The organism is Kitasatospora sp. NPDC050463 (genome assembly GCF_040655255.1).
Taxonomy (GTDB): Bacteria; Actinomycetota; Actinomycetes; order Streptomycetales; family Streptomycetaceae; genus Kitasatospora.
The window spans coordinates 37,484-63,359 of the sequence record NZ_JBFAJO010000042.1 but is presented as its reverse complement, the minus strand read 5'-3'; the positions used below and the strand labels follow the sequence as shown (position 1 = coordinate 63,359).

The 25,876-nt window shown below is 71.8% G+C and carries 19 protein-coding genes and 1 riboswitch; of the genes, 13 read left to right on the top strand and 6 right to left on the bottom strand.

Annotated elements, in window-relative coordinates; all coding sequences use genetic code 11:
* Positions 1-155: 155 nt before the first annotated feature.
* Positions 156-296, bottom strand: a riboswitch (cobalamin riboswitch).
* 734 nt (positions 297-1,030) lie between these two features.
* The 5 genes from AB0J08_RS25185 to AB0J08_RS25165 all read left to right on the top strand — a co-directional run bounded on the left by AB0J08_RS25185 (position 1,031) and on the right by AB0J08_RS25165 (position 7,309).
* Positions 1,031-2,011 (top strand): hypothetical protein, encoded by a 981-nt coding sequence (locus tag AB0J08_RS25185; RefSeq protein WP_360638498.1) that lies wholly within the window; start codon positions 1,031-1,033, stop codon positions 2,009-2,011.
* Positions 2,012-2,173: 162 nt separating this feature from the next.
* Entirely contained in the window at positions 2,174-3,631 is a 1,458-nt protein-coding gene (locus tag AB0J08_RS25180; RefSeq protein ID WP_360638496.1) for a glycosyl hydrolase, read from the top strand.
* Positions 3,632-3,780: 149 nt separating this feature from the next.
* Positions 3,781-4,563, top strand: a complete 783-nt coding sequence (locus AB0J08_RS25175; protein ID WP_360638493.1) for a hypothetical protein — start codon at positions 3,781-3,783, stop codon at positions 4,561-4,563.
* 70 nt (positions 4,564-4,633) lie between these two features.
* A complete protein-coding gene (locus tag AB0J08_RS25170) occupies positions 4,634-6,085 on the top strand; it encodes a glycosyltransferase family 2 protein (RefSeq protein ID WP_360638490.1) in 1,452 nt (483 codons plus the stop codon).
* A 24-nt stretch (positions 6,086-6,109) separates the two neighbouring features.
* Positions 6,110-7,309 (top strand): hypothetical protein, encoded by a 1,200-nt coding sequence (locus AB0J08_RS25165; protein WP_360638487.1) that lies wholly within the window; start codon positions 6,110-6,112, stop codon positions 7,307-7,309.
* Here the strand turns inward: AB0J08_RS25165 and AB0J08_RS25160 are convergent.
* A complete protein-coding gene (locus AB0J08_RS25160) occupies positions 7,279-9,525 on the bottom strand; it encodes an acyltransferase family protein (RefSeq protein ID WP_360638484.1) in 2,247 nt (748 codons plus the stop codon). The two genes, AB0J08_RS25165 and AB0J08_RS25160, sit on opposite strands and share 31 nt — an antisense overlap.
* Positions 9,526-9,694: 169 nt before the next feature.
* Positions 9,695-10,189: an N-acetyltransferase gene (locus AB0J08_RS25155; RefSeq protein ID WP_360638481.1), complete on the bottom strand. Its 495-nt coding sequence runs from the start codon at positions 10,187-10,189 to the stop codon at positions 9,695-9,697.
* 446 nt (positions 10,190-10,635) lie between these two features.
* On the opposite strand from AB0J08_RS25155, the gene AB0J08_RS25150 reads away from it, so the two are divergent.
* Complete coding sequence (locus AB0J08_RS25150) at positions 10,636-11,592, top strand: helix-turn-helix domain-containing protein (RefSeq protein ID WP_360638478.1); 957 nt, start codon at positions 10,636-10,638, stop codon at positions 11,590-11,592.
* A 57-nt stretch (positions 11,593-11,649) separates the two neighbouring features.
* On the opposite strand, the gene AB0J08_RS25145 is transcribed toward AB0J08_RS25150, so the two are convergent.
* The 4 genes from AB0J08_RS25145 to AB0J08_RS25130 form a co-directional block, all read right to left on the bottom strand.
* A complete protein-coding gene (locus tag AB0J08_RS25145; protein ID WP_360638475.1) occupies positions 11,650-12,471 on the bottom strand; it encodes a histidine phosphatase family protein in 822 nt (273 codons plus the stop codon).
* A gap of 154 nt (positions 12,472-12,625) precedes the next feature.
* Positions 12,626-14,239, bottom strand: coding sequence for a monocarboxylate uptake permease MctP (gene mctP, locus AB0J08_RS25140; RefSeq protein ID WP_360638472.1), 1,614 nt, complete (start codon positions 14,237-14,239; stop codon positions 12,626-12,628).
* The gene (locus tag AB0J08_RS25135) at positions 14,236-14,538 is read right to left on the bottom strand and encodes a DUF3311 domain-containing protein (RefSeq protein ID WP_360638469.1); all 303 of its coding nucleotides are present in this window, start codon (positions 14,536-14,538) and stop codon (positions 14,236-14,238) included. Before AB0J08_RS25135 ends, mctP begins: the two co-directional genes overlap by 4 nt.
* A gap of 263 nt (positions 14,539-14,801) precedes the next feature.
* Positions 14,802-15,593, bottom strand: coding sequence for a GntR family transcriptional regulator (locus AB0J08_RS25130; protein ID WP_360638466.1), 792 nt, complete (start codon positions 15,591-15,593; stop codon positions 14,802-14,804).
* Positions 15,594-15,929: 336 nt separating this feature from the next.
* Between AB0J08_RS25130 and AB0J08_RS25125 the strand changes: the two genes are divergently transcribed.
* The 7 genes from AB0J08_RS25125 (at position 15,930) to AB0J08_RS25095 (ending at position 25,831) form a co-directional block, all read left to right on the top strand.
* On the top strand, positions 15,930-17,213 hold the full coding sequence (locus AB0J08_RS25125) for an extracellular solute-binding protein (RefSeq protein ID WP_360638463.1): 1,284 nt from the start codon (positions 15,930-15,932) through the stop codon (positions 17,211-17,213).
* A gap of 147 nt (positions 17,214-17,360) precedes the next feature.
* Entirely contained in the window at positions 17,361-18,332 is a 972-nt protein-coding gene (locus AB0J08_RS25120) for a sugar ABC transporter permease (RefSeq protein ID WP_360638460.1), read from the top strand.
* A complete protein-coding gene (locus AB0J08_RS25115) occupies positions 18,329-19,156 on the top strand; it encodes a carbohydrate ABC transporter permease (RefSeq protein WP_360638457.1) in 828 nt (275 codons plus the stop codon). Before AB0J08_RS25120 ends, AB0J08_RS25115 begins: the two co-directional genes overlap by 4 nt.
* 6 nt (positions 19,157-19,162) lie before the next feature.
* On the top strand, positions 19,163-20,716 hold the full coding sequence (locus AB0J08_RS25110; RefSeq protein WP_360638454.1) for a glycoside hydrolase family 3 protein: 1,554 nt from the start codon (positions 19,163-19,165) through the stop codon (positions 20,714-20,716).
* A gap of 417 nt (positions 20,717-21,133) precedes the next feature.
* The gene (locus AB0J08_RS25105) at positions 21,134-22,450 is read left to right on the top strand and encodes an extracellular solute-binding protein (RefSeq protein WP_360638451.1); all 1,317 of its coding nucleotides are present in this window, start codon (positions 21,134-21,136) and stop codon (positions 22,448-22,450) included.
* 202 nt (positions 22,451-22,652) lie between these two features.
* Positions 22,653-23,711, top strand: a complete 1,059-nt coding sequence (locus AB0J08_RS25100; protein WP_360638448.1) for an SIS domain-containing protein — start codon at positions 22,653-22,655, stop codon at positions 23,709-23,711.
* A 599-nt stretch (positions 23,712-24,310) separates the two neighbouring features.
* Positions 24,311-25,831, top strand: a complete 1,521-nt coding sequence (locus AB0J08_RS25095) for a PAS domain-containing sensor histidine kinase (protein ID WP_360638445.1) — start codon at positions 24,311-24,313, stop codon at positions 25,829-25,831.
* Positions 25,832-25,876 lie beyond the last annotated feature (45 nt).

Here is a 25,876-nt window from a genome sequence, read left to right as displayed (position 1 = left end):
TCTCCTGGCGGCGATCGGCGTCGGTGGCTCGGGGCCGGGCCGTTCGGGGCAGGGGAGCACGGCGCGACGGCCGGACGGCGTCGCGCGACGGTGGCATCCCCGGCCCGCCCGCGAGGCCCGGAAGTAGTACTGGTGCGAAAGGCCTCTGCGGGGAGGCCAGGCAGCACGCCGTTGGCAGGTACTCGGACTCGCGGGCTCTGTCGGAGCCGCCCGCACACCGCTGCGGGGCAGTCCCGGACTCGCACCGGGTTCCCCTGCGTCGACAGCAGGGTCGAGCATACATCTAGTGGTGTCTGCTCGATGCGACACCACATGTTGTGCGGCATCGCGTGTCGACGTGATGGCCGGTGGTACCGGCAAGGGGCTGTTCCCGGGCTGTTCCGGGGCCGTGTCGGGGCTTTCGCGGCTCTGGCGGCGGGCTGTCCGCGAAGGCTGTTCCGGGGCCGTTTCGGGCCCGTTCCGGGGCCTTCGCGACGCCCTGTGACGGTCGTCGCAGGCGTCCGGGAGCCCGCCGGGTGTTCGGATTCGGAAACGGAACGGCCACCGGGCGGACCCTCCGTCAGGGGCATGCCCTACGATCTCGGCTCATGAGCGAGCGGAGCGAGCGAATCATCAACATCAGCGCGATTCGCGAAGCGACCGCCGAGCGCAGTGAGGTGGGCGCATGAGCGACGGAACGGGCACGCCCGGGGAGTGGGCCGACCGGCCCGCCTCGCCGGGGCAGCAGCCGCCCCCTCCCGCCGGGCCGGGGGGCGCACAGAACCAGCAGCAGCCGGGCACACCCGGACAGGCACCGCAGGGCCCGCCGCCCGGCGGTGGACCTGTCGTGCCCCCGCCCGCGCCGGTGCCGCCGGCTCCCGCGCCGTACCCCGGCGCGCCGCAGCCGGTGCCGCCGGCCCCGGGCGGGTTCGGGCCGCCGCCGGCCTCGTACGGGCCGCCGGTGCCCGCGCCGCAGCCGGCCGTCCCGCCGGTGCCCACGGTGCCTCAGCCGCCCGTGCCTCAGCCGCCGGTGCCGCAGCCTCAGCCACCGGTGCACGTGCAGCCGCCGGCGCCGCAGCCGGTCCAGCACCAGCACCCGCCGGTCCAGCCGCAGCCCCCGGTGCACCCGCAGCCTGTCCAGCCGCAGCCGCAGCCGCAGCCGCAGCCGCCGCAGCACCAGTGGCAGCCGCAGCCCCCGCAGCCCCAGCCCCCGGTGCAGCACGCCGAGCCGGACTGGGCCGCTCTCGCGGACCGCAACGAGGCGGAGGCCAGGCGCAAGGGCCGGACCCGGATCATCGGCGCGGCCGTCGCCCTGCTGGTGGTCGGCGGCCTGGTCGCCGGCGGCCTGCTGTTCATGAACAAGAAGGGCGACGACAAGAAGCCGGTCGCCGAGCCCACGTCCAGCGGTACGGCGGCCACCCAGCTGCCGGCGCCCACGCCCTCCGGCAAGGCGTCCCCGACGGCCACCGCGAGCGCCACGCCCGAGGACCCGTCGAAGCCGCTCTGGGAGGCCACCACCGACCCGGCGCCGCAGGACGCGGCGGCGCTCTTCTCGGCGCTCACCGTGACGGTCAACGGCACCACCTGGAACCGCACCGTGGTCTCGCTCGACTCGCCCTGCTGGGACGGCAACTCCACGGTCGGCGGCCTCGGCAAGGTCCTCGGTGACCAGGGCTGCCGCCAGGTGCTCCGGGCCACCTACGTCTCCGGCGACAGCGCGGTGACGGTCGGCGTCGCGGTCTTCGACCACAAGCAGCAGGCCGAGACCGCGGTGAAGAACTACGTCGGTCACCTCAAGGGCGCCGCCGCCCCCGGCTCCCCGGCGTTCTGCACCACCCCGGGCTGCACCAACACCAAGGGCACCCTGGGCCGGTACGGCTTCTTCACCGTCGAGGGCTCCGCCAAGGGCGGCAACACCGCGGACGCCGCCGCCACGGCGGCCGCCGTGGGCTTCGACGAGCACGTGAAGAACCAGCTGCTCCAGCGCACCAAGGCGGCGGGCGGCGCACCGGCCGCCACCCCGGTGGGCTGACGCCCCGCCCGGACCGGCAGGAGACACGCCCCGGCCCACGGCCGGGGCGTGTCCGCTCGCGCGGGCGCCGGGGAATGTGGCAGGCTCACCGGCTGTCAGTCGTACATGTGTTCCGGTTGTGACGGCGCAGGCCGGTGCCGGTGAGCATCCGGAGGAGTGTCCGTGGCCCTGCCCCGTGCGCTGCGTGCCAGGCCGGCCGTGCTGGCCGCGGCCGGTGTGGTACTCGCCGCCGGCGCGGTGGTGCTGGTCGGCCGGGCTGACGGCGACCGCCGGGACGACGCGCCCACCCGCAGCGTGCTCACGATGAACGGTGCCGGGCGCACCCTGCCGCCGGAGGTCGGCCGCGAGCTGCTGGCCCGCGACCCCGAGGCCTCGCCCAACGCGCGGGCCGTCCAGCAGCTCCTCGCCGACCTGGAGCGCGAGGCCCGCGCCGGCCGCTCCGGCGGGACGGTGATCGGCCAGCACGTCGAGGCGCACAACGAGCTCTACAACCCCGAGTACGGGGACTACCGGGGGACCAAGCCGGTCGGCTACTACTACAAGAAGGCCGCCGACATCACCGGCAAGCTGCCCGGCTTCGTCGAGACCGACCTCGGTCCCGGCTACGGCCAGAGCGGGTGGGGCGTCGGGAACCCGCGCTCCTACTCGGCGGGCCGGTGGCCCGCCTGCGCGGTCGGCTGGCAGTACACCGATGACGCCGTCGACCTGATGACCGCCGTCTGGTCCGGCCACCCGCGCCCGGACGACGGCACCTACGGGGCGTCGGGCACCGGGAAGAACTGCGACGGCACCACCACCGAGCTGCCCGACAACGGCGGCGGCCCGGCCGGGCTGGTCGGGATGTCCTTCCACCAGCCGTACCCGGGGTCGGACGTCAAGTCCTTCGACCGGGTGCTCTGCTCGGCCTCACCCGGGGCGAAGGACCCGGGCTGGTTCGCCCGGGTCGTCGACGGCGCCGGCAACACCCCCGAGTACCGCGCGCTGCTGAAGGACCTCTCCTTCCTGGCGGACCACCTGGAGTACCTCGCGGCCCACGACGTGCCGGTGCTGCTGCGCCCGTACCACGAGATGAACGCGGCCGACTGCGCCCGGGGCTTCTGGTGGTCGGGCCGCAAGCCCGCCGACTACCAGGCGCTCTGGCGGATCACCTACCACTACCTGGTGGAGACCAGGGGTCTGCACAACCTGCTGTTCGCCTGGACCCCGGTCTCCTGGGACGGCGCCCCGGGCGTCGACCCGTGGGACTACTACCCGGGGGCGCGGTACGTCGACGTGGTCGGGGTGGACGACTACAGCGGCAGCCCGGCGCACCCGATCGGCACCGGCGAGGTGTGGACCAAGCGCTACTACGACGGCCTGGCCGGCTACGACAAGCCGCGGATCCTGGCCGAGTCCTTCGCCGTCCCGGTCAACTCCCGCCAGCCGGACACCCTGCGGCGGACGCCGTGGACGATCTGGACGGTCTGGGGGCAGTCGCTGACGGCGGACAACCTGACCCCGGACCAGCCCCGCAACTCCAACGCCGACGTCAAGGCCACCTACGGCAACGGCCTGGCGCTCACCGGCGGCTCCGGTCCGTTCGGCGCGGACGTCGACTGGAGCGGTCTGCACGTCCGTTGAGCCGGCCGGCGCTCCGCAGTGACATCGGCAACATGTCCGCATCGCCTGAACCTGCGGAATTCCGGGTCCGTTCGCGCGTGTGGCATCCTGTGCCCCGGTATCGAACGGGTTGAAGCCGGGTGCGCCCGGCAGGGGCGGGGGTACGGGAGATGACACAGGCGCGTCCTGACCGCCTGGCCGGTGGCCTCGCGTTGGCCTGGGGGGCGGTGCTGCTCGGATGGGCGGTCTACAACTGCTTCTGGCAGGCCGGCTTCACCACCTTCGCCAAGGGGATCTTCTACTACGGCGGCTCCTCGGTGGCCGCCGAGACCGGCAGCCTCAACTTCGGCGTCCTGTACCTGGCTTCCGGCATCCTGCTGCTGCGCGGGCGGGACTGGGCGCGCGGCGTGGCGGTCGGGGTGGCGCTGGTCGAGGGCTACAACCGGGTGCGCAGCCTGACCGGCGCGCTGCTGGACGAGCCGCAGCGCCGCTGGTTCACCGGCACCACGGAGGGGTGGCTGAAGCTGGTGACCTTCGGGCTCGGCGTGGCCGTCACCGCGGCGCTGGCGGTGCTGCTGATCGGCTCGCTGCGGCGGTCCGGATCGCGCTGGGCGCCGGCCCCGGGCCCGTGGGCGGCCGGCGCGCAGCCGTCGCCGTTCCAGCCCCTGCCGGCCCAGCAGCCCGGTCAGCTGCACTGGTCGCTGCTGCAGACGCTCCCGCACGACCAGCCGGCCGGCCACCCGCAGGCCCAGCCCCCGCAGACCTGGCCGCAGCCCCAGCAGCAGCAGCCCGTCCCGCACGCCCGGACGGAGCCCGGCTGGGCCCCGCAGCCGGCCGCCGCACCGCAGCCGCAGCAGCAGCCCCAGTCACACCCCCAGCAGCCCTGGCCGGCCCCGCCGGTGACGCCCGGACCGGTACCGCCGGCCCCGGGGACGCCGCCCTACCAGGGGTAGCGCGCAGGACCCGCCGGCCCGGCCGGCAGGGTGAACGGACAGACGCAACAGACGAGGAACGACTTTCGCCATGACAGCACCAGCACCCGCGCGGACGGTACTCACCACGTCCCGCGAGGCCGCTCGGCTCGCCGACCGGCAGATGTCGTGGAAGCCGCGCATCGTCCCGTTCTACCTCTCCTTCCTGATCATCTTCTGCTTCTCGCTCTGGGCGTACGTGCCCAACCCGACCGCGCTCGGCTGGGCGATCACGATCCTCTGGGGCATGCCGGTCTTCGGCGTGCTGATCGGCTTCCAGGGCGTGCTGATGGTCCGCCGCCGGCTGCGCAAGGCGGACCGGATGACCCCGGCGGCGCCGGTCGACGACGACTACCTGATCGTGCTGGTGCCGACGATCGGCCGGCACGACACCTACCCGGCGCTGGAGCGCTCGGTGCTGTCGTACGTCGACCACCTGCCGGCCTATTTCCCGTGGATGCGGGTGGACATCCTCACCGAGGAGGGCTGCGCGGCCGGCGAGAAGATCGACGAGCTGGCCGGCCGCAACCCGCTGATCCGGGTGGTGACCGTCCCGAAGGCGTACCAGACGCCCAACGGCACCAAGTTCAAGGCCCGCGCCAACCACTACTCGCACGAGCTGCGGATCGAGGAGGGCGAGGCCGAGGACGACGTCTGGGTGCTGCACATGGACGACGACACCGGTGTCGGGCCCGACACCGCCGCCGCGGTGGCGCAGTTCATCAACCGGCAGCGCCGGGCCGGGGACGACGCCAAGCACATGGCGCAGGGCATCCTGACGTACCCCCGGGAGAACGCCGTCTCCACCTTCACCTGGCTCGCCGACGCGATCCGCCCGGCCGACGACATCGCCCGCTTCCGCGCGATGACCGGCACCGGGACGCCGATCGCCGGGGTGCACGGCGAACTGCTGCTGGTGCGTTCCTCGGTGGAGGCCACCATCGGCTGGGACTTCGGCCCCGACACCATCGTCGAGGACGCCCAGATGGCGCTCAACTTCTGTGTGCGCTACCCCGGGCGCAGCGACTGGTTCAACGGCCGCTGCTACGGCGCCTCGCCGGCCGGCCTCAAGGACTTCCTCAAGCAGCGCGAGCGCTGGGCCTGGGGCCTGGTGGCGCTCTGCTTCAACAAGAGCATCCCGCTGCGGTTCCGGCTGTTCATCGGGATGGGCATGGTCAGCTGGGTTCTGGGACCGCTCCAGCACGTCGGCCTGGTGCTGCTGATCGCCTGGTTCACCGGGACGATGAACACCTCGCCGGTGACCCAGTCGGTGGTGCTGGTCTGGTCGATCAACTTCGCCTACGTGATCTGGACGTACTGGGAGGGGCTGCGCCTGAACGTGGTGGGCTCGGCCGACCACCGGCGCAAGTGGTGGGAACCGATGGCGGTGGTCGCGGCCATTCCGCTGTTCTCCCTGCTGGAGGGCTGGGGCGGCATGCGGGGGCTGATCAAGTTCCTGCGCCGCGAGGAGAACAAGTTCGTCGTCATCGCCAAGCCGGCCTGACCGGCGACCAGGGACTGCTGAACCATGAAACGTTTCGTCATCTTCATCCTGCCGACCGCCGTACTCGGTCTCACCGTGGGCGTGCCGATCATCTGGGGCGACCACCCGATCAAGTTCGACCACAAGCGCCCGACCGAGGTGCACTGGGCCGGGGCCGCCAACGAGCAGGGCCGGGTCTGGGGCTTCGGCAAGGACGCGCCGCCGGAGAACACCGGGCCCAAGGTGGCCCGGCCGTGGGCGAAGGGCAGCCCGGAGTGGGGCGTCCAGGTGTACTGGCTGGACGACCCGGCCGACCCGGAGAGCTTCGTCCAGGGCAAGGCGGACCGCATCGTCAAGTACGTGGTCGGCCTGAACGCCAACGCGCTCTCGGTGTCGTTCCCGTTCTACACGGTGGGCAGCAAGTCCAACGCGGTCGCCGCCCGGCCGACCACGCCGAGCCCGGACCGGCTGGCGATCCTGCTGGACACCGCGCACCGGGCGGGCCTGCGCACGACCGTCCGGCCGATCCTGGACGAGGAGTCGCTGAAGCCTGCCAACAACGGCTGGCGCGGCAACATCGCCCCCGGCGACCGGGAGGCCTGGTTCGCCAGCTACTCGGCCTTCCTGGCGCCCTACCTGAAGTCGGCGCAGGAGCACGACGCGACCGAGTTCACCATCGGTACCGAGTTCAACTCGCTGGAGGGCGACCCGCACTGGGCCCCGCTGGTGGAGCAGGCGAAGAAGGCCTTCCACGGCGAGGTCGTGTACGACGCCAACTGGGACAACTGGTCCAAGGGCGCCGTCCCGGTGCCCACCGCGAGCACCGGCGTCGACGCCTACTTCCCGGCCAGGTCGGCCGGGGACGACGCCTCACCGGCCGACCTGGCGGCCAGCTGGAACACCTGGCTGGACAAGCGCGGCAAGGGCCCGCAGCCGACCACCAAGCTGACCGAGGTGGGCATCCCGGCGCAGAAGGGCGCGTACAAGACGCCCGGCGACTTCTACACCAAGCGCGAGCTCAACGAGGCCGTGCAGGCCACCTGGTTCACCGCGGTCTGCCAGGTGGCGCAGGAGCGCAAGCTGGCCGGTGTGTACTTCTGGTCGCTCTACTTCGGCATCGACCCGACCCTGCCCACCAACCAGGACACCCCGCGGATGGACTTCGCCGGGCGCCCGGCCTCCGAGCAGGCGATCCGCGGCTGCTTCGCGCAGACCTACGCCGTCCCGGAGGTCGCGGCCGGCTGAGTGGTCGCCGCCCGGCCGCTCGGGCTCGTGCCGGGCTTGCGGGTCGGCGTGGTGGTGGGCTTGCGGCTCGGGGTGGCGGAGTGGCCGGGGGACGGCTGGTCGGTCGGGGTGGCCGGCTCGGTGGGCACGGCCGGGGCGGTCGGCGTCACCGGCGCGGTCGGGGTGACCTGGGGAGCCGGAGCGGCGTCCGGCGGCCGGACCCCGGCCAGGGCGTCCGCGATCTGCTGCTCCAGCCAGGGCGTCACCAGCCGCATGCCGGCCGGCGTGAGGTGCACGCCGTCGGTGGCGGGGGAGACCAGGTGGCCGTCCCGGTCCTTCCACAGGCAGCTGCCGTCGGGGCAGTAGAAGGCGTTCAGGTCGACCAGCTGGACGGCGCCGCCGGAGGCCTTCACGAAGTCGCCGACCTGCTGGTTGTAGCAGGCGCCCCAGGTCTTGTTGATCGCACCGTTCTGCACCCGCTCGTTCATCAGCAGCACCCGGGCGCCGTGCGCGCGCTCCCGGACCAGGTCCATCGCCTGGGTGAGCTGGCCGGTGTACCGGGTGCGGTAGTCCTCGTCGCAGGGGTTGAGCCAGCTGCCGTCCAGGTACTGCTCGGCGGCGTCCCAGCCGAGGTGCAGGACGACCGCCTGGGCCTGGACGCCGTCCAGGCGCTTCGCCCAGAGCGCGGCGCGGTCGCGGCACTCGTCGGTGGTGTCGAACTCCACCCGGGAGGTGCCGCGGACCTTCTCGGAGCCGAACACGCCGCAGCCGCTGATACCGCCGTCGATCACCCGGAAGCGGTCGCCGTGCCGGTACAGGCCGGTGGCCAGGTCCTCGGAGAAGGAGTCGCCGAGCGCGAGCACCAGCGGCTTGTCGGTGGACCCGGAGCGCATGTCGTGCTCGACCCAGGCAGGCAGGTACCAGGCGCCGGCGGTGGCCGTCAGCGCGGCGGCGGCCAGCAGCGGGATGGTCGGGAACGGCCGCCAGCGCAGCACCCGCAGCCGCTCGGTGCCGGTGTGCAGCAGCCAGGCCAGCACCCAGGAGACGGGCGCGCCGATGGCCAGCAGCAGCGCCGGCGAGATGTCGTCGACGAACCGCTGGAGCAGCCAGTAGACCGGCAGGTGCAGCAGGTAGAGGCTGTACGAGATGGTGCCGGTGAGGCGCAGCGGGGGCAGCGAGAGCAGCCGGACCAGCGGGCCGCGGTCGTGGCAGAGCGAGGCGGCGAGGACCGCCGAGAGCACCGCGACACCGGCCAGCCCGCCCTGGTAGAGCCAGGGCTGGTGGTAGCTGTCCACGCTCAGACTGGCCCAGACCAGCCCGCCCAGCGCGACGGTGCCGAGCAGGGTGAGCACCACGGTGCTCGCCGGGCCCGAGCGGGTCAGCGAGCGCCGCTGGGAGCGGGGCCCCGCGTCCGCGCCGTCCTCGGCCCTGCGGCGCAGCCGTAGGTAGACCACGAAGGCGGCGGCGGCGCCGGCCGCGAAGCCGACCGCGCGGGACTCGGTGCCCAGGTAGAGCCGGTCGCTGTTGGAGCCGTTCCACATCAGCGGGGCGACGGCGGCGGCGCCGGCGAACAGCACCCCGGTCACGATGCCGGCGGCGGTGAGCGAGCGGCGGCAGGCGGCGTAGATGAGCAGCAGGAGCAGCGGCCAGACCACGTAGAACTGCTCGGTGATGCTGAGCGACCACATCGCGGCCAGCGGGTCGATGCCGGCGAAGTGCTGCCAGTAGGCGTCACCGCGCTCCAGCTGCGCCCAGTTGGCGACCTGGGCCAGCGCGGCCAGCGCCTGCGGGCGCAGCTCCTTCACGTCCTTGAGCGGGCTGAGCAGCGCCGAGACGAGGACCACCAGGAGCACGGTGACCAGCAGGCCGGGCAGCAGCCGCTTGGCGCGGCGGCGGTAGAAGACGCCGAGGGCGATGCCGTCGGTGCGGTCCAGCTCGCGGATCAGGACCAGCGTGACCAGGAAGCCGGAGAGGACGAAGAAGGCGTCGACGCCGAACAGGCCGTTCTGGAACCAGTTGGTGTGGTAGAGCAGGACGGACGCGATGGCGAGGCCGCGGAGTCCGTCCACCGCCTTGAAGCGCACCGACGGCGGCAGCGGGCGCGGGGGCGGCGGGGGCTCCGCGGGTATCGCGTACCGGCTGCCGCGGGGGGCGGGGATCCCGCGTGCCTCGCGCATGTCCTGCAGGGTGGGTCCGCCCGCCGCGGAGGGCGCGCCGATGCCGGGCCCGTCGTACATGAGGTGCTGCTCCCCGAATCGATGGGCTACCACGACGTGTCTCGATCAGAGGTTTATATCAAAAGCGCGCTTTGATCGTCCGTCGGCCACCGGAGCAGCCGCCCGACCCGGTCCCTGACCGGTTCCTCTGCGTGGAGGCCGACCGGCTACCGTGCCGGTCGGCTCCCCGTCAGAAGACCATGCTGTAGACCATCAGGTCCATTCCCGGGTACGGCGCCCAGTCGCGTTCCGGCGTCCGGCGGAAGCCGATGCGCTCGTAGATGCGGTGGGCGGCCTTCATGTCGGGGCGGGTGGAGAAGGCCATCCCGGCCAGGCCGAGCTCGCGGCTGCGGGCGAGGGCGGCGCGGACCAGGGCCTCGCCGACGCCCCGTCCGCGGGCGGCCGCCGCGGTGGCGAGCATCCGGATCTCGCCCTCGCCCGGGGCGGCGATATCGGCCCACTCGGTGCCGCCCACCGCGAAGGTCACGCAGCCGAGGACCCGCCCCTGGGCCGCGTCGACCGCGACGAGGAGCTCGGCCTCCCGGGACCGGCGGCCGGCGTCGCGCAGGAGGTCGACGTACTGGCTCTCGGGCGAGGTGTAGCCGTCGCCGACGAAGGCCTCGACGGTGACGCGGCCGGCTGCTTCGAGGTCCGCCTCACCGGCCGGGCGGATGACGATGTCCATCCGGTCAGTGTGCCGGAGTCGCCCTCGGCGACCGGCGCCGGGGCGGTGTCGGGGAGGCCGGCGGTGGCGGCCGCCGCGGGGAGGCCGTTGGCCGGGGCGAGGGAGGTGGTGGCCGGGTCGGCGGCGGGGCGGAGCGAGGCGGCCGGCATGGTGCCGTGGAGCCGGTCGGGCAGGGCCGGGTCGACGGGGTAGCCGCCGGGCCGGTGCCAGTTGTCGCGGCCGGTGGCGGCGTTGCGGGCCACGTCGCGCCCGATCAGGGTGCCGAGCAGGCCGAAGCCGCCGACGGCGCCGACCAGGGCGAGTGCGCTTGCGAGCGTGTCGGAGTCCATGGCTCCACTCTCGCGGCGCCGCGGGCCGGCCACGAGTGGCAGGAATGCCCGATCACATCGAAATCCTGCCATCCGGGCCCTTCCCCGCGAGCACCCCCGGAAGGCATCCTGGGCGGCATGCTGAAGAACGTGGTCGCCGTGGTGCTGGAGGAGATCCACCCCTTCGAACTCGGGGTGGCCTGCGAGGTCTTCGGCCTGGACCGCAGCGAGGAGGGCCTGCCCCGGTACGACTTCGCCATCGCCGGCGCCCACCCCGGCCCGCACCGCACCCACGCGGGCTTCTCCGTGGACGTCCCGCACGGTCCGGAGCGGCTCGCCGAGGCGGACCTCGTCGTCGTCACGGCCACCGGGGTGCGCCCGCAGTACCCGGAGCCGCTGGTGGACGCCCTGCGGGCCGCCGTGGCGGGCGGCGCCAAGGTCCTCTCCATCTGCAGCGGCGCCTTCGTACTCGGCGCCGCCGGGCTGCTGGACGGCCGCCGCTCGACCACGCACTGGCGGCACGCCGCGGAGCTGGCCGCCCGCTTCCCGCGGACCACCGTCGAGCCGGACGTGCTCTACGTGGACGAGGACCCGGTGATCACTTCGGCCGGCACGGCGGCGGGCATCGACGCCTGCCTGCACCTGGTCCGCAAGTTCCAGGGGGCCGAGGTGGCACGGGGGATCGCCCGCCGGATGGTGGTGGCCCCGCACCGGGAGGGCGGGCAGGCGCAGTTCGTCGCCCGGCCGCTGCCCGAGGGGGACGGCGAGTCCCTCGCGCCGCTGCTCGACTGGATGCGCCACCACCTGGACGAGGAGTCCACCGTCGAGCAGTTGGCGGCCCGGGTCCACCTGTCGCCGCGCACCTTCGCCCGCCGCTTCCAGCAGGAGACCGGCACCACGCCGCACCGCTGGCTCACCGGGCAGCGGCTGCTGCTCGCCCAGCGGTTGCTGGAGTCCACCGCCGAGCCGGTCGACGCGATCGCCGCCCGTTGCGGCTTCGGCAACGCCGCCACCCTGCGGCACCACTTCGGCCGCCGCCTCGGCACGACTCCGCTGGCCTACCGGCGTTGCTTCGCCGAACCGGTCGTCGGCTGACGGCCCGCCCGCCCGGCGGACCGGTCGGGCGGGCAGGTGCGCGGGCCGCCCCGGCCGTCAGCCGAGGGCCAGGTGCCCGGTGTCGTTCCAGTGCGCCGGGAGCAGCCGCCCGCCCTCGGCCCGCCAGAGGCTGGTGGAGCAGTTGCGGACCGGCTCCAGGGCCGTCAACTGGGCCTCGGTGAGCCGGTCCAGCGCGTAGCGGAGCATCAGCACCGTACAGTCGTGCGCGACCAGCAGGACCGGCCGCCCGGCCTCCTCCGCGCAGATGTCGCGCAGCACGCTGCGCACCCGCAGGGCCACGTCGGCCCAGGACTCGCCGCCGGGCGGGCGGTAGTACAGCTCGCCCATCTTGCGGCGTCTCGCCGCCTCCTCCGGGTGCTTGGCCTCGATCGCGGCCTTGGGCAGCATCTCCAGGACACCCAGCTCGCGGTCGCGCAGCCGCTCGTCGTAGCGGACGGCGAGCGAGACCGGCACCGCGCCCAGTCCGGCGGCCTGGGCCAGCGCGATCCGGGCGGTCTCGGCGGTGCGTTCGTAGGGGGAGCACCAGACGCTGCGCGGGCGGTCGGCGCTGGGCAGGCCGGCCCACCAGCGGCCGAGTGCCTGGGCCTGCTGCCGGCCGTGCAGCGACAGCGGGATGTCCGCGTCCCGGCAGCTGATCGGCACGCTCAGTGCGCCGGCCGCCTCGGCCAGCTGGAATTCGACGTTGGCGGTGGACTCGCCGTGCCGGGTGGCGATCAGCACGGACGGCAGCGGGCCGGGTACCGCCGCCGGCGCGGTGTGCGGGGCGGGAGACGCCGGGTGGGGCGCCGTGGTGGCCGGCGGTCCGGGCCGGTGGGTGGACTGGTGCTGACCGTTGAGCGTGGTGCCGAGATCTGCCATCGCCGCTGCTCCCCGTGGGTCGATCGGGTGCCGGCCGGACGCCGGTCCGGTCCGGTGGTGCCCTGTGTGTGCGGCCGTTCATACATATGATCGCGCCGCCTCCTCCAGTGTTCACGGAGGAGGCGGCGCGGTCACAGGGCGCGCGGGGGGCGAATCAGTGCGCCGCCACGGGCTCCGGCGCGTTCTTCAGCTCTTCGTCGCCCGCTTCGGCGCTGTAGTCACCGGGCCGGGTCTCGTCCGGGCTCTCCGGTGCCTTGAACGCCTTCAGCGCCAGCGTGAGCACCACCGAGACCACCAGGTTGAGCACGAAGGCGGTCAGACCGATGTAGCCGAGCTCGCCGATGCCGGGGATCTCGGCGGCGTTGCCGCCGAAGTGCTTGGTGGCCGGGCTGGCGATGTCGTAGGCCTCCCAGGTGCCGTAGATCATGCCGACCGCCCAGCCGGCGAACAGCGCCCAGTGGTGGAACCACCGGGTGAACAGGCCGCCGACGATCGAGACGAAGGTCTGCAGGATCCAGAGCCCGCCGAGCAGCTGCAGGTTGATCGCCGCCTGCTTGTCCATGGTGAGCACGAAGGCCAGCGCGCCGACCTTGACCAGCAGCGAGGCGAGCTTGGCGACCCTGGTCTCGTCGGCGGGGGTGGCGGTCGGCTTCAGGAACTCCTTGTAGACGTTGCGGGTGAAGAGGTTGGCCGCGGCGATCGACATGATGGCGGCCGGCACCAGCGCGCCGATCCCGATCGCCGCGAAGGCCACGCCGGTGAACCAGTCCGGGAACATGTTCTCGAACAGCTGCGGCACCGAGAGCTGGGCGTTGAACTTCTTGTCGCCCTTGCCGATGCCGGCCGCGATCGCCATGAAGCCGAGCAGCGCCAGCAGGCCCAGCATCAGCGAGTACGCGGGCATGATCGCCATGTTGCGGCGGACCGTGTTGCGGGACTTCGAGGCCAGCACGCCGGTCACCGAGTGCGGGTACATGAAGAGCGCCATCGCCGAGCCGAGGGCCAGCGTGGCGTACGTCCACTGCTTGTTCTCCGGCACCGTGAGCGAGCCGGCCGCCTTGGGGGCGCTGAACTTCTGGCCGACCGCGTCGAAGATGTGCCCGTAGCCGCCGAGCCGCATCGGGATGTAGATCACCGCGACGATGATCACGATGTAGATCAGGGTGTCCTTGACGAAGGCGATCAGCGCCGGCGCCCGCAGCCCGGAGGAGTAGGTGTAGGCGGCCAGCACGCCGAAGGCGAGGAAGAGCGGCAGGTCCTTGACGAACCAGTTGGCGTTCTCCCCGCCGCCCACGCCCAGGACGTCCAGCACCGCCTGGATGCCGACCAGCTGCAGCGCGATGTAGGGCATCGTGGCCAGGATGCCGGTCAGCGCGACCACCAGGGAGAGCGGCTTGGAACCGTACCGCCCGCGCACGAAGTCGGCCGGGGTGACGTACCCGTGCACCCGGGAGACCGACCAGAGCCGGGGCAGGAAGAGGAAGACCAGCGGGTACGCGATGATCGTGTACGGGACGGCGAAGAAGCCGGCCGCGCCGGTCGCGTACACCGCCGCCGGGACGGCGACGAAGGTGTAGGCGGTGTAGAGGTCGCCGCCGAGCAGGAACCAGGTGACCCAGGTCCCGAAGCTGCGGCCGCCCAGGCCCCACTCGTCCAGGTGCTGGGCGTCGTCCGCCCGGCGCCAGCGCGAGGCGAGGAAGCCCATCACGGTGACCAGGACGAAGAAGAGGACGAAGACGGTCAGGGCCGGGACGTTGACGCCGTTCATCGTGCGCCACCCGCCTTCCGGGCGCCCTTGCGGGCCTTCTCGTCGCGGTTGATCAGCAGGTACGCGGCCACCGTGAAGACGGCCGAGACCGGCACCCAGAGCAGCTGGTACCAGTAGAAGAACGGCACGCCGCCCGTCTCGGGGCCGGTCTTGTCGTACGAGGACACCCAGAGCATCGCGACGATCGGCACGAGCAGGGCGAGCCCGGCGAGCACCCGTTCCGGTGTCACCGCCGGAACGGCGGCCGGACCTGGCGGCTCGGGCACGACGGGTCCGGTGGCAGCAGCATCTGACGACATGGTTCGGCTCCGCTCCAGAGGGCTCACCCCGACGGCGCCGCAGCCCGGAGGTACCGCACGGCCTCCGGAGCCCGCCGAGCAGCACCACTGGTGATCGACAGTCAGTACGGCTGCGAAATCTAGAGCATGGAGTGATCTGTGTCACCGGAAACGACGGAACTTCCCGCATTCCGGACGCGTCGCGTCTTCGCCCGCTCGCCTCCGGGCCGCTCGGGGCGGGTCCGGGGCGGGGCCGGGGCGGGTTCGGGGGAGCGGCCGGAGGCCTACTCGGGGCGCTTGAGCCTGGTGATGAACTTGTACCGGTCGCCGCGGTAGATGGACCGCACCCACTCGACCGGGTCGCCGTCAGCGTCGAAGGAGTGCCGGGCGAGCTGGAGCATCGGCAGGCCGAGGTCGGAGCCGAGCAGTCCGGCCTCGCGCGGGGTGGCCAGGGTGGTCTCGATGGTCTCCTCGGCCTCGGCCACGGTGACGCCGTACACCTCGCGCAGGGCCGTGTACAGCGAGTTGTGCTTTGCGAGGTTGCGCCGCAGGGCCGGGAAGCGCTTGGCGGAGAGGTGGGCGACCTCGATGGCCATCGGGTCGCCGTTGGCCAGCCGCAGGCGCTCGATCCGCAGCACCCGCCCGCCGGGCTTGATGTCCAGCAGCGGGGCCAGCCGGTCGTCGGCGGTGATGTAGCCGATCTCGATCAGCCGGGAGGTGGGCTCCAGGCCCTGGGCGCGCATGTCCTCGGTGTAGGAGGTCAGCTGGAGGGCCTGGGCGACCTTGGGCTTGGCGACGAAGGTGCCCTTGCCCTGGATGCGCTCCAGCCGCCCCTCGACCACCAGTTCCTGGAGAGCCTGGCGGACGGTGGTGCGCGAGGTGTCGAACTGGGCGGCGAGCGCCCGCTCGGGCGGGACGGGGGTGCCGGCCGGCTGGGTCTCGGTGAGCTGCAGCAGGTGGCGCTTGAGGCCGTAGTACTTGGGCACCCGCGCGGTGGCGTCCGCCCCGGTCTGCACGGGGTGGTTCTTCACCTGGGGGTCGTTGACCTGGGCCGTGCTGCCCCCGTCGCTGCTCATCGGACCTGTCTCCCGCTTCTCGCGGGGCCTTTGGGGGCCCCGCCGCATCGTTAACAACTCACATCGTTGCATGTATGGCTACGGAACGAATACCTCATCACGCGATGAACGATGTGCGGTGTCGGCTTGATAACGGGTGGTCCGGATCGGTCGAAGAGCCGTTGACACGCCCATTGGTCTAGGCCAAGCTCCAGGCATCTGGTCTACACCACTAGATCGGTAACTATGAATCCCCCCACCCGTTCGATGGGGTCCGCGGCACCTTTCCTCCCGCTTTACGTGGGTCTGCCGCAGCCACCCGACGGGGGTAACTCAGGCATCCCTCAGGAGGATGGCGTGAAGCGTCAGCTCATCGCGGCGGTCGGCGTCGCAGCAATGGTCGTCGGCCTGGCGGCTTGTGGTTCGGACGCCAAGAGCGACGGCGACAAGGCCGGCTCGTCCTCGTCCGCCGCCAAGAACTACAGCGGCAAGACGCTCAAGGTGTGGCTGATGTCCGGCTCCGCCCCCAAGGGCTGGGACGACGCGGTCAAGACCGAGTTCGAGGCCACCTACCCGGGCTCCAAGATCGAGTACCAGATCCAGGAGTGGACCGGTATCGGCCCGAAGGTCACCGCCGCGCTGTCCGAGGGCTCGGTCGACGTGCTCGAGGTCGGCAACACCCAGACCGCGGGCTACGCGGCCACCGGTGGTCTCCTCGACATCACCAAGGACAAGGCCGCCATCGGCGGTGCCGACTGGAACGCCAACCAGAGCGAGTCCGCGATCCTGGACGGCAAGCAGTACGCCGCCCCGTGGTTCGTCACCAACCGCGTGGTCGCCTACAACAAGGAGATCTGGGGCAAGGCGAACATCACCACGCCCCCGAAGACCCTGGACGAGTTCTACGCCGACCTGGAGAAGGTCAAGGCCGTCCCCGGTGTCGCCGACCCGATCTACATGCCGGGCCAGGAGTGGTACGTCTACTTCGGCCTCCTCACCAGCGAGGGCGGCAAGCTGGCGAAGAAGGACGGCGACAAGTGGACCGGCGGTCTGTCGACTCCCGAGGCGCAGAAGGCCTTCGAGACCTACAAGAAGCTGCAGAGCTACTCGGCCACCGCCGCCAAGGACGGTGACGAGGCCAAGCCGCAGCAGAAGGACGTCTTCGCCAAGGGCGACATCGGCTCGATCATCGGCCTCGGCTGGGAGATCCCGACCGAGAAGGAGATGCCGAAGGAGAAGATCGGCTACTTCCCGCTCCCGGGCAAGACCGCCGACAAGGCCTCCGGCGTGTTCCTGGGCGGCTCCAACCTGGCGATCGCCCAGGCGAGCAAGAACAGCGAGATGGCCAAGGACTTCCTGAAGATCGCCCTGAACGACAAGAACGAGGGCCTGGTCGCCGCCGCCGGCAGCATCCCGAACAAGAAGTCTCTGGACGACAAGGTGGTCGGCGACTTCGCCGCCGCCGCCAAGCTCGGCGCCACCTCCGGTGGGATCACCCCGACCACGCCGAACTGGGCGAGCGTCGAGAACAGCCCGAACCCGATCAAGGAGTTCCTGACCGGCGCCCTGACCGGTGACTACGCCGCCGCCGCCAAGAAGGCCGACGACGAGATCGCCAAGCGTCTGAACGCCAAGCAGTAAGTGGTCGAGCGGCGTCGCTCACCGGTCCCCGGCGGGGGGCCGGTGGGCGGCGCCTGTCCGTCGTGGTCAGGTTGTCAGGAAGAGAGAACGATGGCTGTGCATTCGGAGCGGGTGCAGACACAGTCCCCGGACACAGGGAAGGCTGCTGTGGCCACTATTGAGACGAGCGTCGCCGCGGGCGGCGCCGAGGGCACTCCGAAGAAGAGCACCAGAACGGCGGGCGGACCGGGCTTCGGCACGCGGTTCGCCCCGTACCTGCTGCTGCTGCCGGCCACCGTGGTCACCCTCGGCCTGCTGGGCTGGCCCCTGCTGAAGACCGTCCTGGTCTCGTTCCAGAACCTGAACGCGCGCCAGCTCGTCCAGCACCTGACCGAGTGGAACGGCTTCGAGAACTACACCGAGCAGCTGACCAACTCCGAGTTCTGGGCGGTCACCGGCCGGACGGTCGCGTTCACCCTGGTCAACGTGGTCCTGATCATGGTCGGCGGTTCGCTGGTCGGCCTGCTGCTCAACCGCCTCGGCAAGAAGATGCGGCTGGTGCTCTCGCTCGGCCTGCTCCTCGCCTGGGCCATGCCGGTGGTCGCCGCGACCACCGTCTACACCTGGCTGTTCGACACCCGCTTCGGTGTCGTCAACTGGTTCCTGGACCAGCTGGGGTGGCACTCGATGGCCGCCTACAACTGGACCGGCAGCCAGTACTCCACCTTCTTCGTGATCATCCTGTTGATCGTCTGGGGCTCGATCCCCTTCGTGGCGTTCAACATGTACGCCGGTCTGACCACCATCCCGAAGGAGCTCTACGAAGCGGCCCGGATGGACGGCGCCGGCCCCACCAAGATCTTCACCTCGGTGATCTTCCCCAGCCTGAGGCCGTTCTTCCTGGCCACGACCTTCCTTGAGGTCATCTGGGTCTTCAAGGCCTTCACCCAGGTCTACGCGATCAAGGCGGGCGGCCCCGACTCGCTCACCCGGACCCTGCCCGTGCACGCCTTCCTGGAGGGCTCCGGCGCCCAGCACTACGGGACCGGCGCCGCGATCGCGGTGCTCACCATCCTGATGCTCGGCGTGCTGATGGCGTACTACTTCCGGATCATTCTGAAGCAGGAGGACGAGCTGTGAGGCGCTCGCTCATCGGACGTACCTGGCCGAACGTGATCGCGCTCGTCCTCTTCGTCTTCTTCATCTTCCCCGTCTACTGGATGGTCATCACCGCCTTCAAGGAACAGAAGGACATCGTCAGTCGGACGCCGGTCTTCCTGCCCCTCGACGCGACCCTCGACCACTTCTCGACGGCGGTCAACGCCCCGAAGTTCTGGACGTACGTCACCAACAGCTTCACGGTCACGATCGTCGCGGTGCTGATCTCGCTGGTGATCGCGACCCTGGCGTCCTTCGCCATCGCCCGGATGCGGTTCCGCGGCCGCAAGGCCTTCGTCCTGGTCGTGATGGCGGCGCAGATGGCGCCGTGGGAGGTCATGACCATCGCGGTCTACCTGATCTCCCGTGACAGCGAGATGCTGAACAGCCTCGTCCCGCTGACCGCCTTCTACATGATGATGGTCCTCCCCTTCACCATCTGGACGCTGCGCAGCTTCATCGCCGCCGTCCCGAAGGAGCTGGAGGAGTCCGCGATGGTCGACGGCTGCACCCGCACCCAGGCCTTCGTGAAGGTGATCTTCCCGCTGCTCGCCCCGGGCCTGATGTCGACCTCGCTGTTCGGCTTCATCACCGCGTGGAACGAGTTCCCCCTGGTCCTGATCCTGAACAAGACCGAGGGGCAGACCCTGCCGCTCTGGCTCTCCTCGTTCCAGACCAACTTCGGCACCGACTGGGGTGCCACCATGGCGGCCTCGACGCTGTTCGCCCTCCCGGTGCTGATCCTCTTCGTATTCCTCCAGCGCAAGGCCGTCGGCGGTTTGACCGACGGTGCAGTGAAGGGCTGACGCGACGTGAGCATCCTTGTCCCCACCCTCCCGGCCAGCGACCAGCTGCACCGCGACGCGCTGACCGTCCTCCAGCCCGGCTTCGTCGGCACCGAGCCCCCGGAGTGGGTCCGCCGCCACCTCGCGGCCGGCCTCGGTTCGGTCGCGCTCTTCGACCGCAACGTCACCGGCCTCGGCCAGCTCTCCGCGCTCACCAAGGCGCTGCGCGAGGAGAACCCCGACCTCCTGATCGCGATCGACGAGGAGAGCGGCGACGTCACCCGCCTGGAGGCCGGCTCCGGCTCCTCCTGGCCGGGCAACTTCGCCCTCGGCGCGATCGACGACCCGGCGCTGACCCGTGACGTGGCCCGCGAGCTGGGCCGCGCGCTGGCCGCCGCCGGCGTCAACTACAACTGGGCACCCACCGCGGACGTCAACTCCAACCCGCGCAACCCGGTGATCGGCGTCCGCTCCTTCGGCGCCGACCCGGAGCTGTGCGCCCGGCACACCGCCGCCTGGGTGGAGGGCCTGCAGTCGGCGGGCGTGGCCGCCTGCTCGAAGCACTTCCCCGGACACGGCGACACCGCGGTCGACTCGCACCACGGCCTGCCGGTGATCGACGTCGGCCTGGACGTCCTGCGCGCCCGCGACCTGATCCCGTTCCAGGCCGCGATCGCCGCCGGGACCAAGGCCGTGATGACGGCCCACATCATGATCCCGGCGCTCGATCCCGAGCTGCCGGCGACGCTCAGCCCCCGGGTCCTGCGAGACCTGCTGCGCGCCGCCCCGGCCGACGGCGGCCTCGGCTATCAGGGCCTGATAGTCAGCGACGCGATCGAGATGGGCGCCATCGCCGACACCTTCGGCATGGGTGAGGGCACCGTGCTGGCCCTGGCGGCCGGAGCGGACGCGATCTGCGTCGGCGGCGGGCTGGCCGACGAGCAGACCGTGCTGCTGCTGCGCGACGCCATCGTGGCGGGCGTGCGGGCCGGCAAGCTCCCCGAGGAGCGGCTGGCCGACGCCGCCGACCGGGTGCGCGCGCTCGGCAGCTGGGGCCGGATCGCGGCCCAGGGCGAGCGGCTGGAGCCCGACCTGGCGGTCGGCCTGCGGGCCGCCCGCCGCGCGCTGCGCGTGGTCCGGGCCCCGGGCCGGGAGGCGTTGCCGGTGACCGAGCGCCCGTACGTGGCCTCGTTCTCCGACGAGCCGAACATCGCCGTCGGCGCGGTGACCCCGTGGGGCGTGGCCGACATGCTGGCCGACCGCTTCCCCGGCACCCGCACCCGGGAGGTCGGGCCGAAGGACGCCGCCCCGGAGCAGCTGGACGCGCTGGTCGCCGAGGTGGTGGCCGGCGCCGAGGGCCGCCGCCTGGTGCTGGTGGTCCGCGACGCGCACCGCTACGGGTGGATGTCCGCCGCGCTGTCCCGGCTGGTGGCGGCCCGTCCGGATGCCGCGGTGGTCGAGATGGGCCTGCCGCAGTCCGAGCCGGTCGGCGCGCTCCACATCGCCACCCACGGTGCTGCCCGGGTCTGCGGCCTGGCGGCCGTCGAGGTGCTCACCGGCCAGTCGGGAGCGATCGGCTGAGGCTCCGTCGGACCGTGACCCAGGGTGCCGGGAGGCACCCGCGAAGGGGCCCGTCATGCGCATGGCGCATGGCGGGCCCGTTCCGTTTCCCCCGCGTCGACCTGCGCAGACGCCATCTGTCGGTGTTCCCTCAAATCTGCCTTAAGCCAGCCTTAAGTTCCACTTAGGGTGATGGTTCCGCAACTGATCGCCACGAGGTGCAACGGGTCTGCAACGTCCTTGGCAGCCTGGCCATTTGGCGTTGACACCGTCAGTGGTCTAGGCCAGGCTCCAGTCCATCCGGTTCGAACTTCAATATCGCCGGATGTGGTATAGGCCCTTCCTGAAGCACTTCGCCGTCCCCGCCCGGAGCCCGCTCCCGCGGACGCGCCATCACGCTGCCGGCGGGCACAGGCTCTAGCACCCTCGGAGGATGGCGTGAAGAAGCGTCAGCTCATGGCGACGTTCGGGATCATGGCGCTCGCCGCCGGATTGACGGCCTGTTCCTCGGGCGGCTCGCCGTCGGGGGACGGTAAGGCCGCCACGGTGGACCCGAAGTCCGCCACCGGCACGGTCACCGTCTGGCTGATGGACGACGCCCAGAAGAACTGGCCGGACCTCGTGCAGCGGGTGAACGACGAGTTCGCGGCGAAGTACCCGAACGTCACCCTGAAGCTCGCCTACCAGGGCTGGGCCGAGAAGGTCGGCAAGCTGGACAGGGCGCTCGCCGAGGGCAACGCCCCCGACGTGGTGGAGCTCGGCAACACCGAGACCATGAAGTACGTGCTCTCCGGCGCCCTGGCCCCGGTGGAGCGCTCCACCTTCGACAACTCCGACGCCTGGATCAAGGCGCTCGCCAACACCTGCACCTACCAGGACAAGCTCTGGTGCGTGCCGTACTACGCGGGCGCCCGGGTCGCCATCTACAACTCGGCGGCCTTCCAGGCGGCCACCGGCAGCGCGGACTTCCCCAAGACGGAGGACGAGCTGCGGACGGCGCTGGACCGGGTTGCGGACAAGAACAAGGCCGACAAGAGCTACTCCGCGCTCTACCTGCCCGGCCCGTACTGGTACGCCGCGATGAGCTACGTCTCCGCGTACGGCGGCGCCATCGCCCGCTTCGACAGCGCCGGCAACTGGCACGGCACGCTGAGCGACCCGAAGTCCCAGCAGGGGCTCAACCACTTCGTCGACCTGGTGCGCAAGTACAACAAGGGCGACCTGGCGGTCAACGAGCAGAACCAGTTCGAGTCGATGGCCCGCGGGCACGCCGGGGCCTTCTACGGCAACGGCTACGAGGCCTCCAGCGTGACCGCGCCGGTCACCGGCGACCCCACCCTCAAGGACGCCGTCAGGCTGGCCACCATGCCCGGTCCGGGCGGCAAGCCGCTGCCGACCTTCATCGGCGGCTCGGACCTCGCGGTCACCGCCAAGTCGCCGTCGGCCGCGCTGGCCACCGACTGGGTCCGGATGCTCACCAGCGCCAAGTCCCAGCAGGCGCTGGCGGACAAGGACATCCTGCCGAACAACCTCACCCAGCTGAACCCGCTGAAGAGCAAGCCGGCCACGGCCGCCGCGGCCAACGCGGTGCCGGACGCCTGGTTCACCCCGCTGGCACCGGGCTGGGGCGCGATCGAGAAGCAGAAGATCCTGCCAGACATGCTCACCGCGATCCTCAAGGGCGGCAAGCCGGTGGACCAGGCCGCCAAGGAGGCGGACGCCGCGATCGACCAGTTGATCAACAAGCAGAGCTGAGCCGTGCGGGCCGGACCGGTGGCCTGACGAGAGTCCCTCCCGGGCCACCGGGAGGGACTCTCGGACGTGCTGCGCGGGGGAGGCCCCCGTAGGATTGCCGCAGGAATCACCGGAGCGAGTGTGCGGACTCGCCGCCGTAGAGGTCCCCGCCCGGGCATCCCGCCCGGACGGGGTCGAACCATCTCATCGGAGGCACATCCAGATGTCCGACCCGCAGACTGTCCCCGTCCCCGGCCGGATCATGGCGGCGGAGATGGCCGAGCAGCCGGCCGTCCTCCAGCGCATCCTCGACGAGGGCGCCCCGAAGATCTTCGAGATCGCGGCCCAGATCGCCGCCCGCAACCCACGCTTCGTGCTCCTCACCGCGCGCGGCACCTCGGACAACGCGGCGCTCTACGCCAAGTACCTGATCGAGATCCTGCTCGGCAAGCCCGCCGGCCTGACCTCGATGTCCACCACCACCGCGTACGGCGCCAAGCCGGACCTCTCGGACGTGCTGGTCGTCACCGTCAGCCAGTCCGGCGGATCGCCCGACCTGGTGGCCTCCACCAAGGCGGCCCGCGAGGCCGGCGCCATCACCCTGGCGGTCACCAACAACGCCTCCTCGCCGCTGGCCGAGGTCTCCGAGTTCCACATCGACGTGCTCGCCGGGCCGGAGAAGGCGCTGCCCGCCACCAAGACCTACACCGCCGAGCTGCTGGCGCTCTACCTGCTGGTCGAGGGCCTGCGCGGCGGCGACGGCGCGGCCGCCAAGGAGCTGCCGGCGCTGGCCGCCGGCATCCTGGCCCGCCAGGCCGAGGTGAAGGCGCTGGCCGAGCGCTACCGCTTCGCCCAGCGCCTGGTCATCACCTCGCGCGGCTACGGCTACCCGACCGCCCGCGAGGCGGCGCTGAAGCTCATGGAGACCACCTACATCCCGGCCTCCCCGTTCTCCGGCGCCGACCTGCTGCACGGCCCGCTGGCCATGGTCGACAACGTCTCCCCGGTCATCGCGATCGTCCCGGACGGCAAGGGCGGCGAAGCCCTGCAACCGGTCCTGGACCGCCTGCGCGGCCGCGGGGCGGACCTGGTGGTCATCGGCCAGCAGGAGCAGGTGGACGCCGCCTCGGCGGGCTTCGCGCTGCCGGCCGGTGTGCCCGAGGAGGTCCAGACCATCCTGGAGATCCTGCCGCTGCAGCAGCTGGCCTACGAGGTCACCATCGCCCGCGGCCAGGACCCGGACGCCCCGCGCGCCCTGGCGAAGGTGACCGAGACGCGCTGATTGGTCGCCCGCTCGCCTCCGGGGCTGTTTTGTCGCCCGGCTCGCCTCCGGGCCGCTTGATCCGGTGCCGACGGTCGGCGCTCCGTCGCTCCTTCGTCGCTCCGTCGCTTCTCCCTTTCGGCACCGGCGCGGCCCTTCGGCTCGGGGCGGGTTCGGTGCGGGGCTGGGGCTCGGCGCGGGGTGGGGCGGCCGCTCGGTGTCATGTCGAAGCCCCCGTCCACATGCTGTGGACGGGGGCTTCGACATGGTGAGCGGCGGAAGAAAGCTGTTGGCACTCCCCGGAGGGGGAAAGCACTACGGGCCACGGCGCCGACACGGGACCCTCAACCCGTGCGGCACCGCAGCCCGGAGCTGTCGTCGGGCGCCGGTGTGATCGAGAACTGTGCGGGGTCCTCGTTCGGCGGCGTCCGACCGAGGAGCGGCCTCGCGCGGTCAGGGCAGTTGCGCGGGGGGCCTCTCCTTGGTGCCCTTTCATTGTGGACTAGACCAATCTGGGTTGTCCAGGGCTCCCCGAAAATTGGTCTGGACAACTTGGGTGCCACCCCGCGGCGGGCGGGTGCGGCAGGGCCGCGCCCCGGGTCTGGAGCTACGCTCGCCATGTGCCCTCGCTGAACGAACTCGTCCGCCGCCACACCACCCTGACCGGTGCCGATGTGGAGTGGCTCCACATGCTGGTCTCGGAGTGGCAGCTGCTCTCCGACCTCTCCTTCGCCGACCTGGTCCTGTGGATCCCCACCTGGGACGGCATCCGCTACGTCTCGGTGGCCCAGATGCGGCCCAACACCGGGCCCACCTCCTACCAGGACGACATGGTCGGCCACCTCGTCCCGCGCGGCCGCCGGCCGTTGCTGGACGCCGCCTTCGACGAGGGCCGGATCGTGCGCGAGGGGGACCCGGAGTGGCGTGAGGAGGTGCCCGTCCGGGTCGAGTCGATCCCGGTGCGGCGCGAGGGCAAGGTGCTCGGCGTGATCGCCCGCAACACCAACCTGCTGACCGTCCGCACTCCCAGCCGGCTCGAACTCACCTACCTGCAGAGTGCCTCCGACCTGGCCCAGATGATCGCCGCCGGGACGTTCCCGTACCACGGCGTCGAGCAGACCGACATGGACGCCGCACCCCGGGTCGGTGACGGCCTGATCCGGCTCGACGCCGACGGCATCGTCACCTACGCCAGCCCCAACGCGCTCTCCGCCTACCACCGCCTCGGCCTCACCACCGACCTGGTCGGCAGCCACCTCGGCCGGGCCACCGCCGAGCTGGTCCCGCCTTCGCGGTCGGCGGTGCACGAGGCGCTGGTGAAGCTGGCGAGCGGCTGGGCACCCCGCCAGACCGAGGTCGAGGTGCAGGGCGGGGTGGTGACCCTGCGGGCGATCCCGCTCAAGCCCAAGGGCACGCTGACCGGCTCCCTGGTGCTCTGCCGGGACGTCACCGAGCTGCGGCGCCGCGACCGCGAGCTGATGACCAAGGACGCCACCATCCGGGAGATCCACCACCGGGTGAAGAACAACCTCCAGACGGTGGCGGCCCTGTTGCGGCTGCAGTCGCGCCGGATGGACTCGGAGGCCGGCCGGGCCGCGCTGGACGAGGCGGTCCGCCGGGTGGGTTCGATCGCGATCGTGCACGAGACGCTCTCCCAGGCGCTGGACGAGCAGGTCGCCTTCGACGAGATCGCCGACCGGGTGCTGGCCATGGTGATGGAGCTGTCCCAGGACGGCCGGGTGGCGACCCGCCGCAGCGGCAGTTTCGGCATCCTCTCCGCCGAGGTGGCCACGCCGCTGGCGATGGTGCTGACAGAGCTGCTGCAGAACGCGCTGGAACACGCCTTCGGCCCGTCCGCCTCGGGCAGCCTGGAGGTCAGCGCGCTGCGGGGCCGGGCGCCGGCCACCGGCATGGGCTGGTCGGACAGCTGGAACGGCGGGGCCCGGCCGGAGGAGTACCTGCTGATCACCGTGCAGGACGACGGTCGGGGCATGCCGGAGGGCTTCGACCCGCAGCAGGCGGGCAATCTCGGGCTGCAGATCGTCCGGACCCTGGCCACCGGGGAGCTGGGCGGCACCTTCGACATGGTCGCCGGGCCGAACGGCGGCACCAAGGTGATCCTGGAGATCCCGGTGCCCTGACCCGCCGGGTCGGCCGACGGGGTGCGGCGATTGAGGTGCACCGGA

What these genes read in the sequence shown, in the direction of transcription:
- AB0J08_RS25175 (WP_360638493.1), top strand. Translation starts at nt 3,781, where the DNA reads ATGACACAGGCGCGTCCTGACCGCCTGGCCGGTGGCCTCGCGTTGGCC.
- AB0J08_RS25170 (WP_360638490.1), top strand. Translation starts at nt 4,634, where the DNA reads ATGACAGCACCAGCACCCGCGCGGACGGTACTCACCACGTCCCGCGAG.
- AB0J08_RS25165 (WP_360638487.1), top strand. Translation starts at nt 6,110, where the DNA reads ATGAAACGTTTCGTCATCTTCATCCTGCCGACCGCCGTACTCGGTCTC.
- AB0J08_RS25160 (WP_360638484.1), bottom strand. Translation starts at nt 9,525, where the DNA reads ATGTACGACGGGCCCGGCATCGGCGCGCCCTCCGCGGCGGGCGGACCC.
- AB0J08_RS25155 (WP_360638481.1), bottom strand. Translation starts at nt 10,189, where the DNA reads ATGGACATCGTCATCCGCCCGGCCGGTGAGGCGGACCTCGAAGCAGCC.
- AB0J08_RS25150 (WP_360638478.1), top strand. Translation starts at nt 10,636, where the DNA reads ATGCTGAAGAACGTGGTCGCCGTGGTGCTGGAGGAGATCCACCCCTTC.
- AB0J08_RS25145 (WP_360638475.1), bottom strand. Translation starts at nt 12,471, where the DNA reads ATGGCAGATCTCGGCACCACGCTCAACGGTCAGCACCAGTCCACCCAC.
- mctP (WP_360638472.1), bottom strand. Translation starts at nt 14,239, where the DNA reads ATGAACGGCGTCAACGTCCCGGCCCTGACCGTCTTCGTCCTCTTCTTC.
- AB0J08_RS25135 (WP_360638469.1), bottom strand. Translation starts at nt 14,538, where the DNA reads ATGTCGTCAGATGCTGCTGCCACCGGACCCGTCGTGCCCGAGCCGCCA.
- AB0J08_RS25130 (WP_360638466.1), bottom strand. Translation starts at nt 15,593, where the DNA reads ATGAGCAGCGACGGGGGCAGCACGGCCCAGGTCAACGACCCCCAGGTG.
- AB0J08_RS25100 (WP_360638448.1), top strand. Translation starts at nt 22,653, where the DNA reads ATGTCCGACCCGCAGACTGTCCCCGTCCCCGGCCGGATCATGGCGGCG.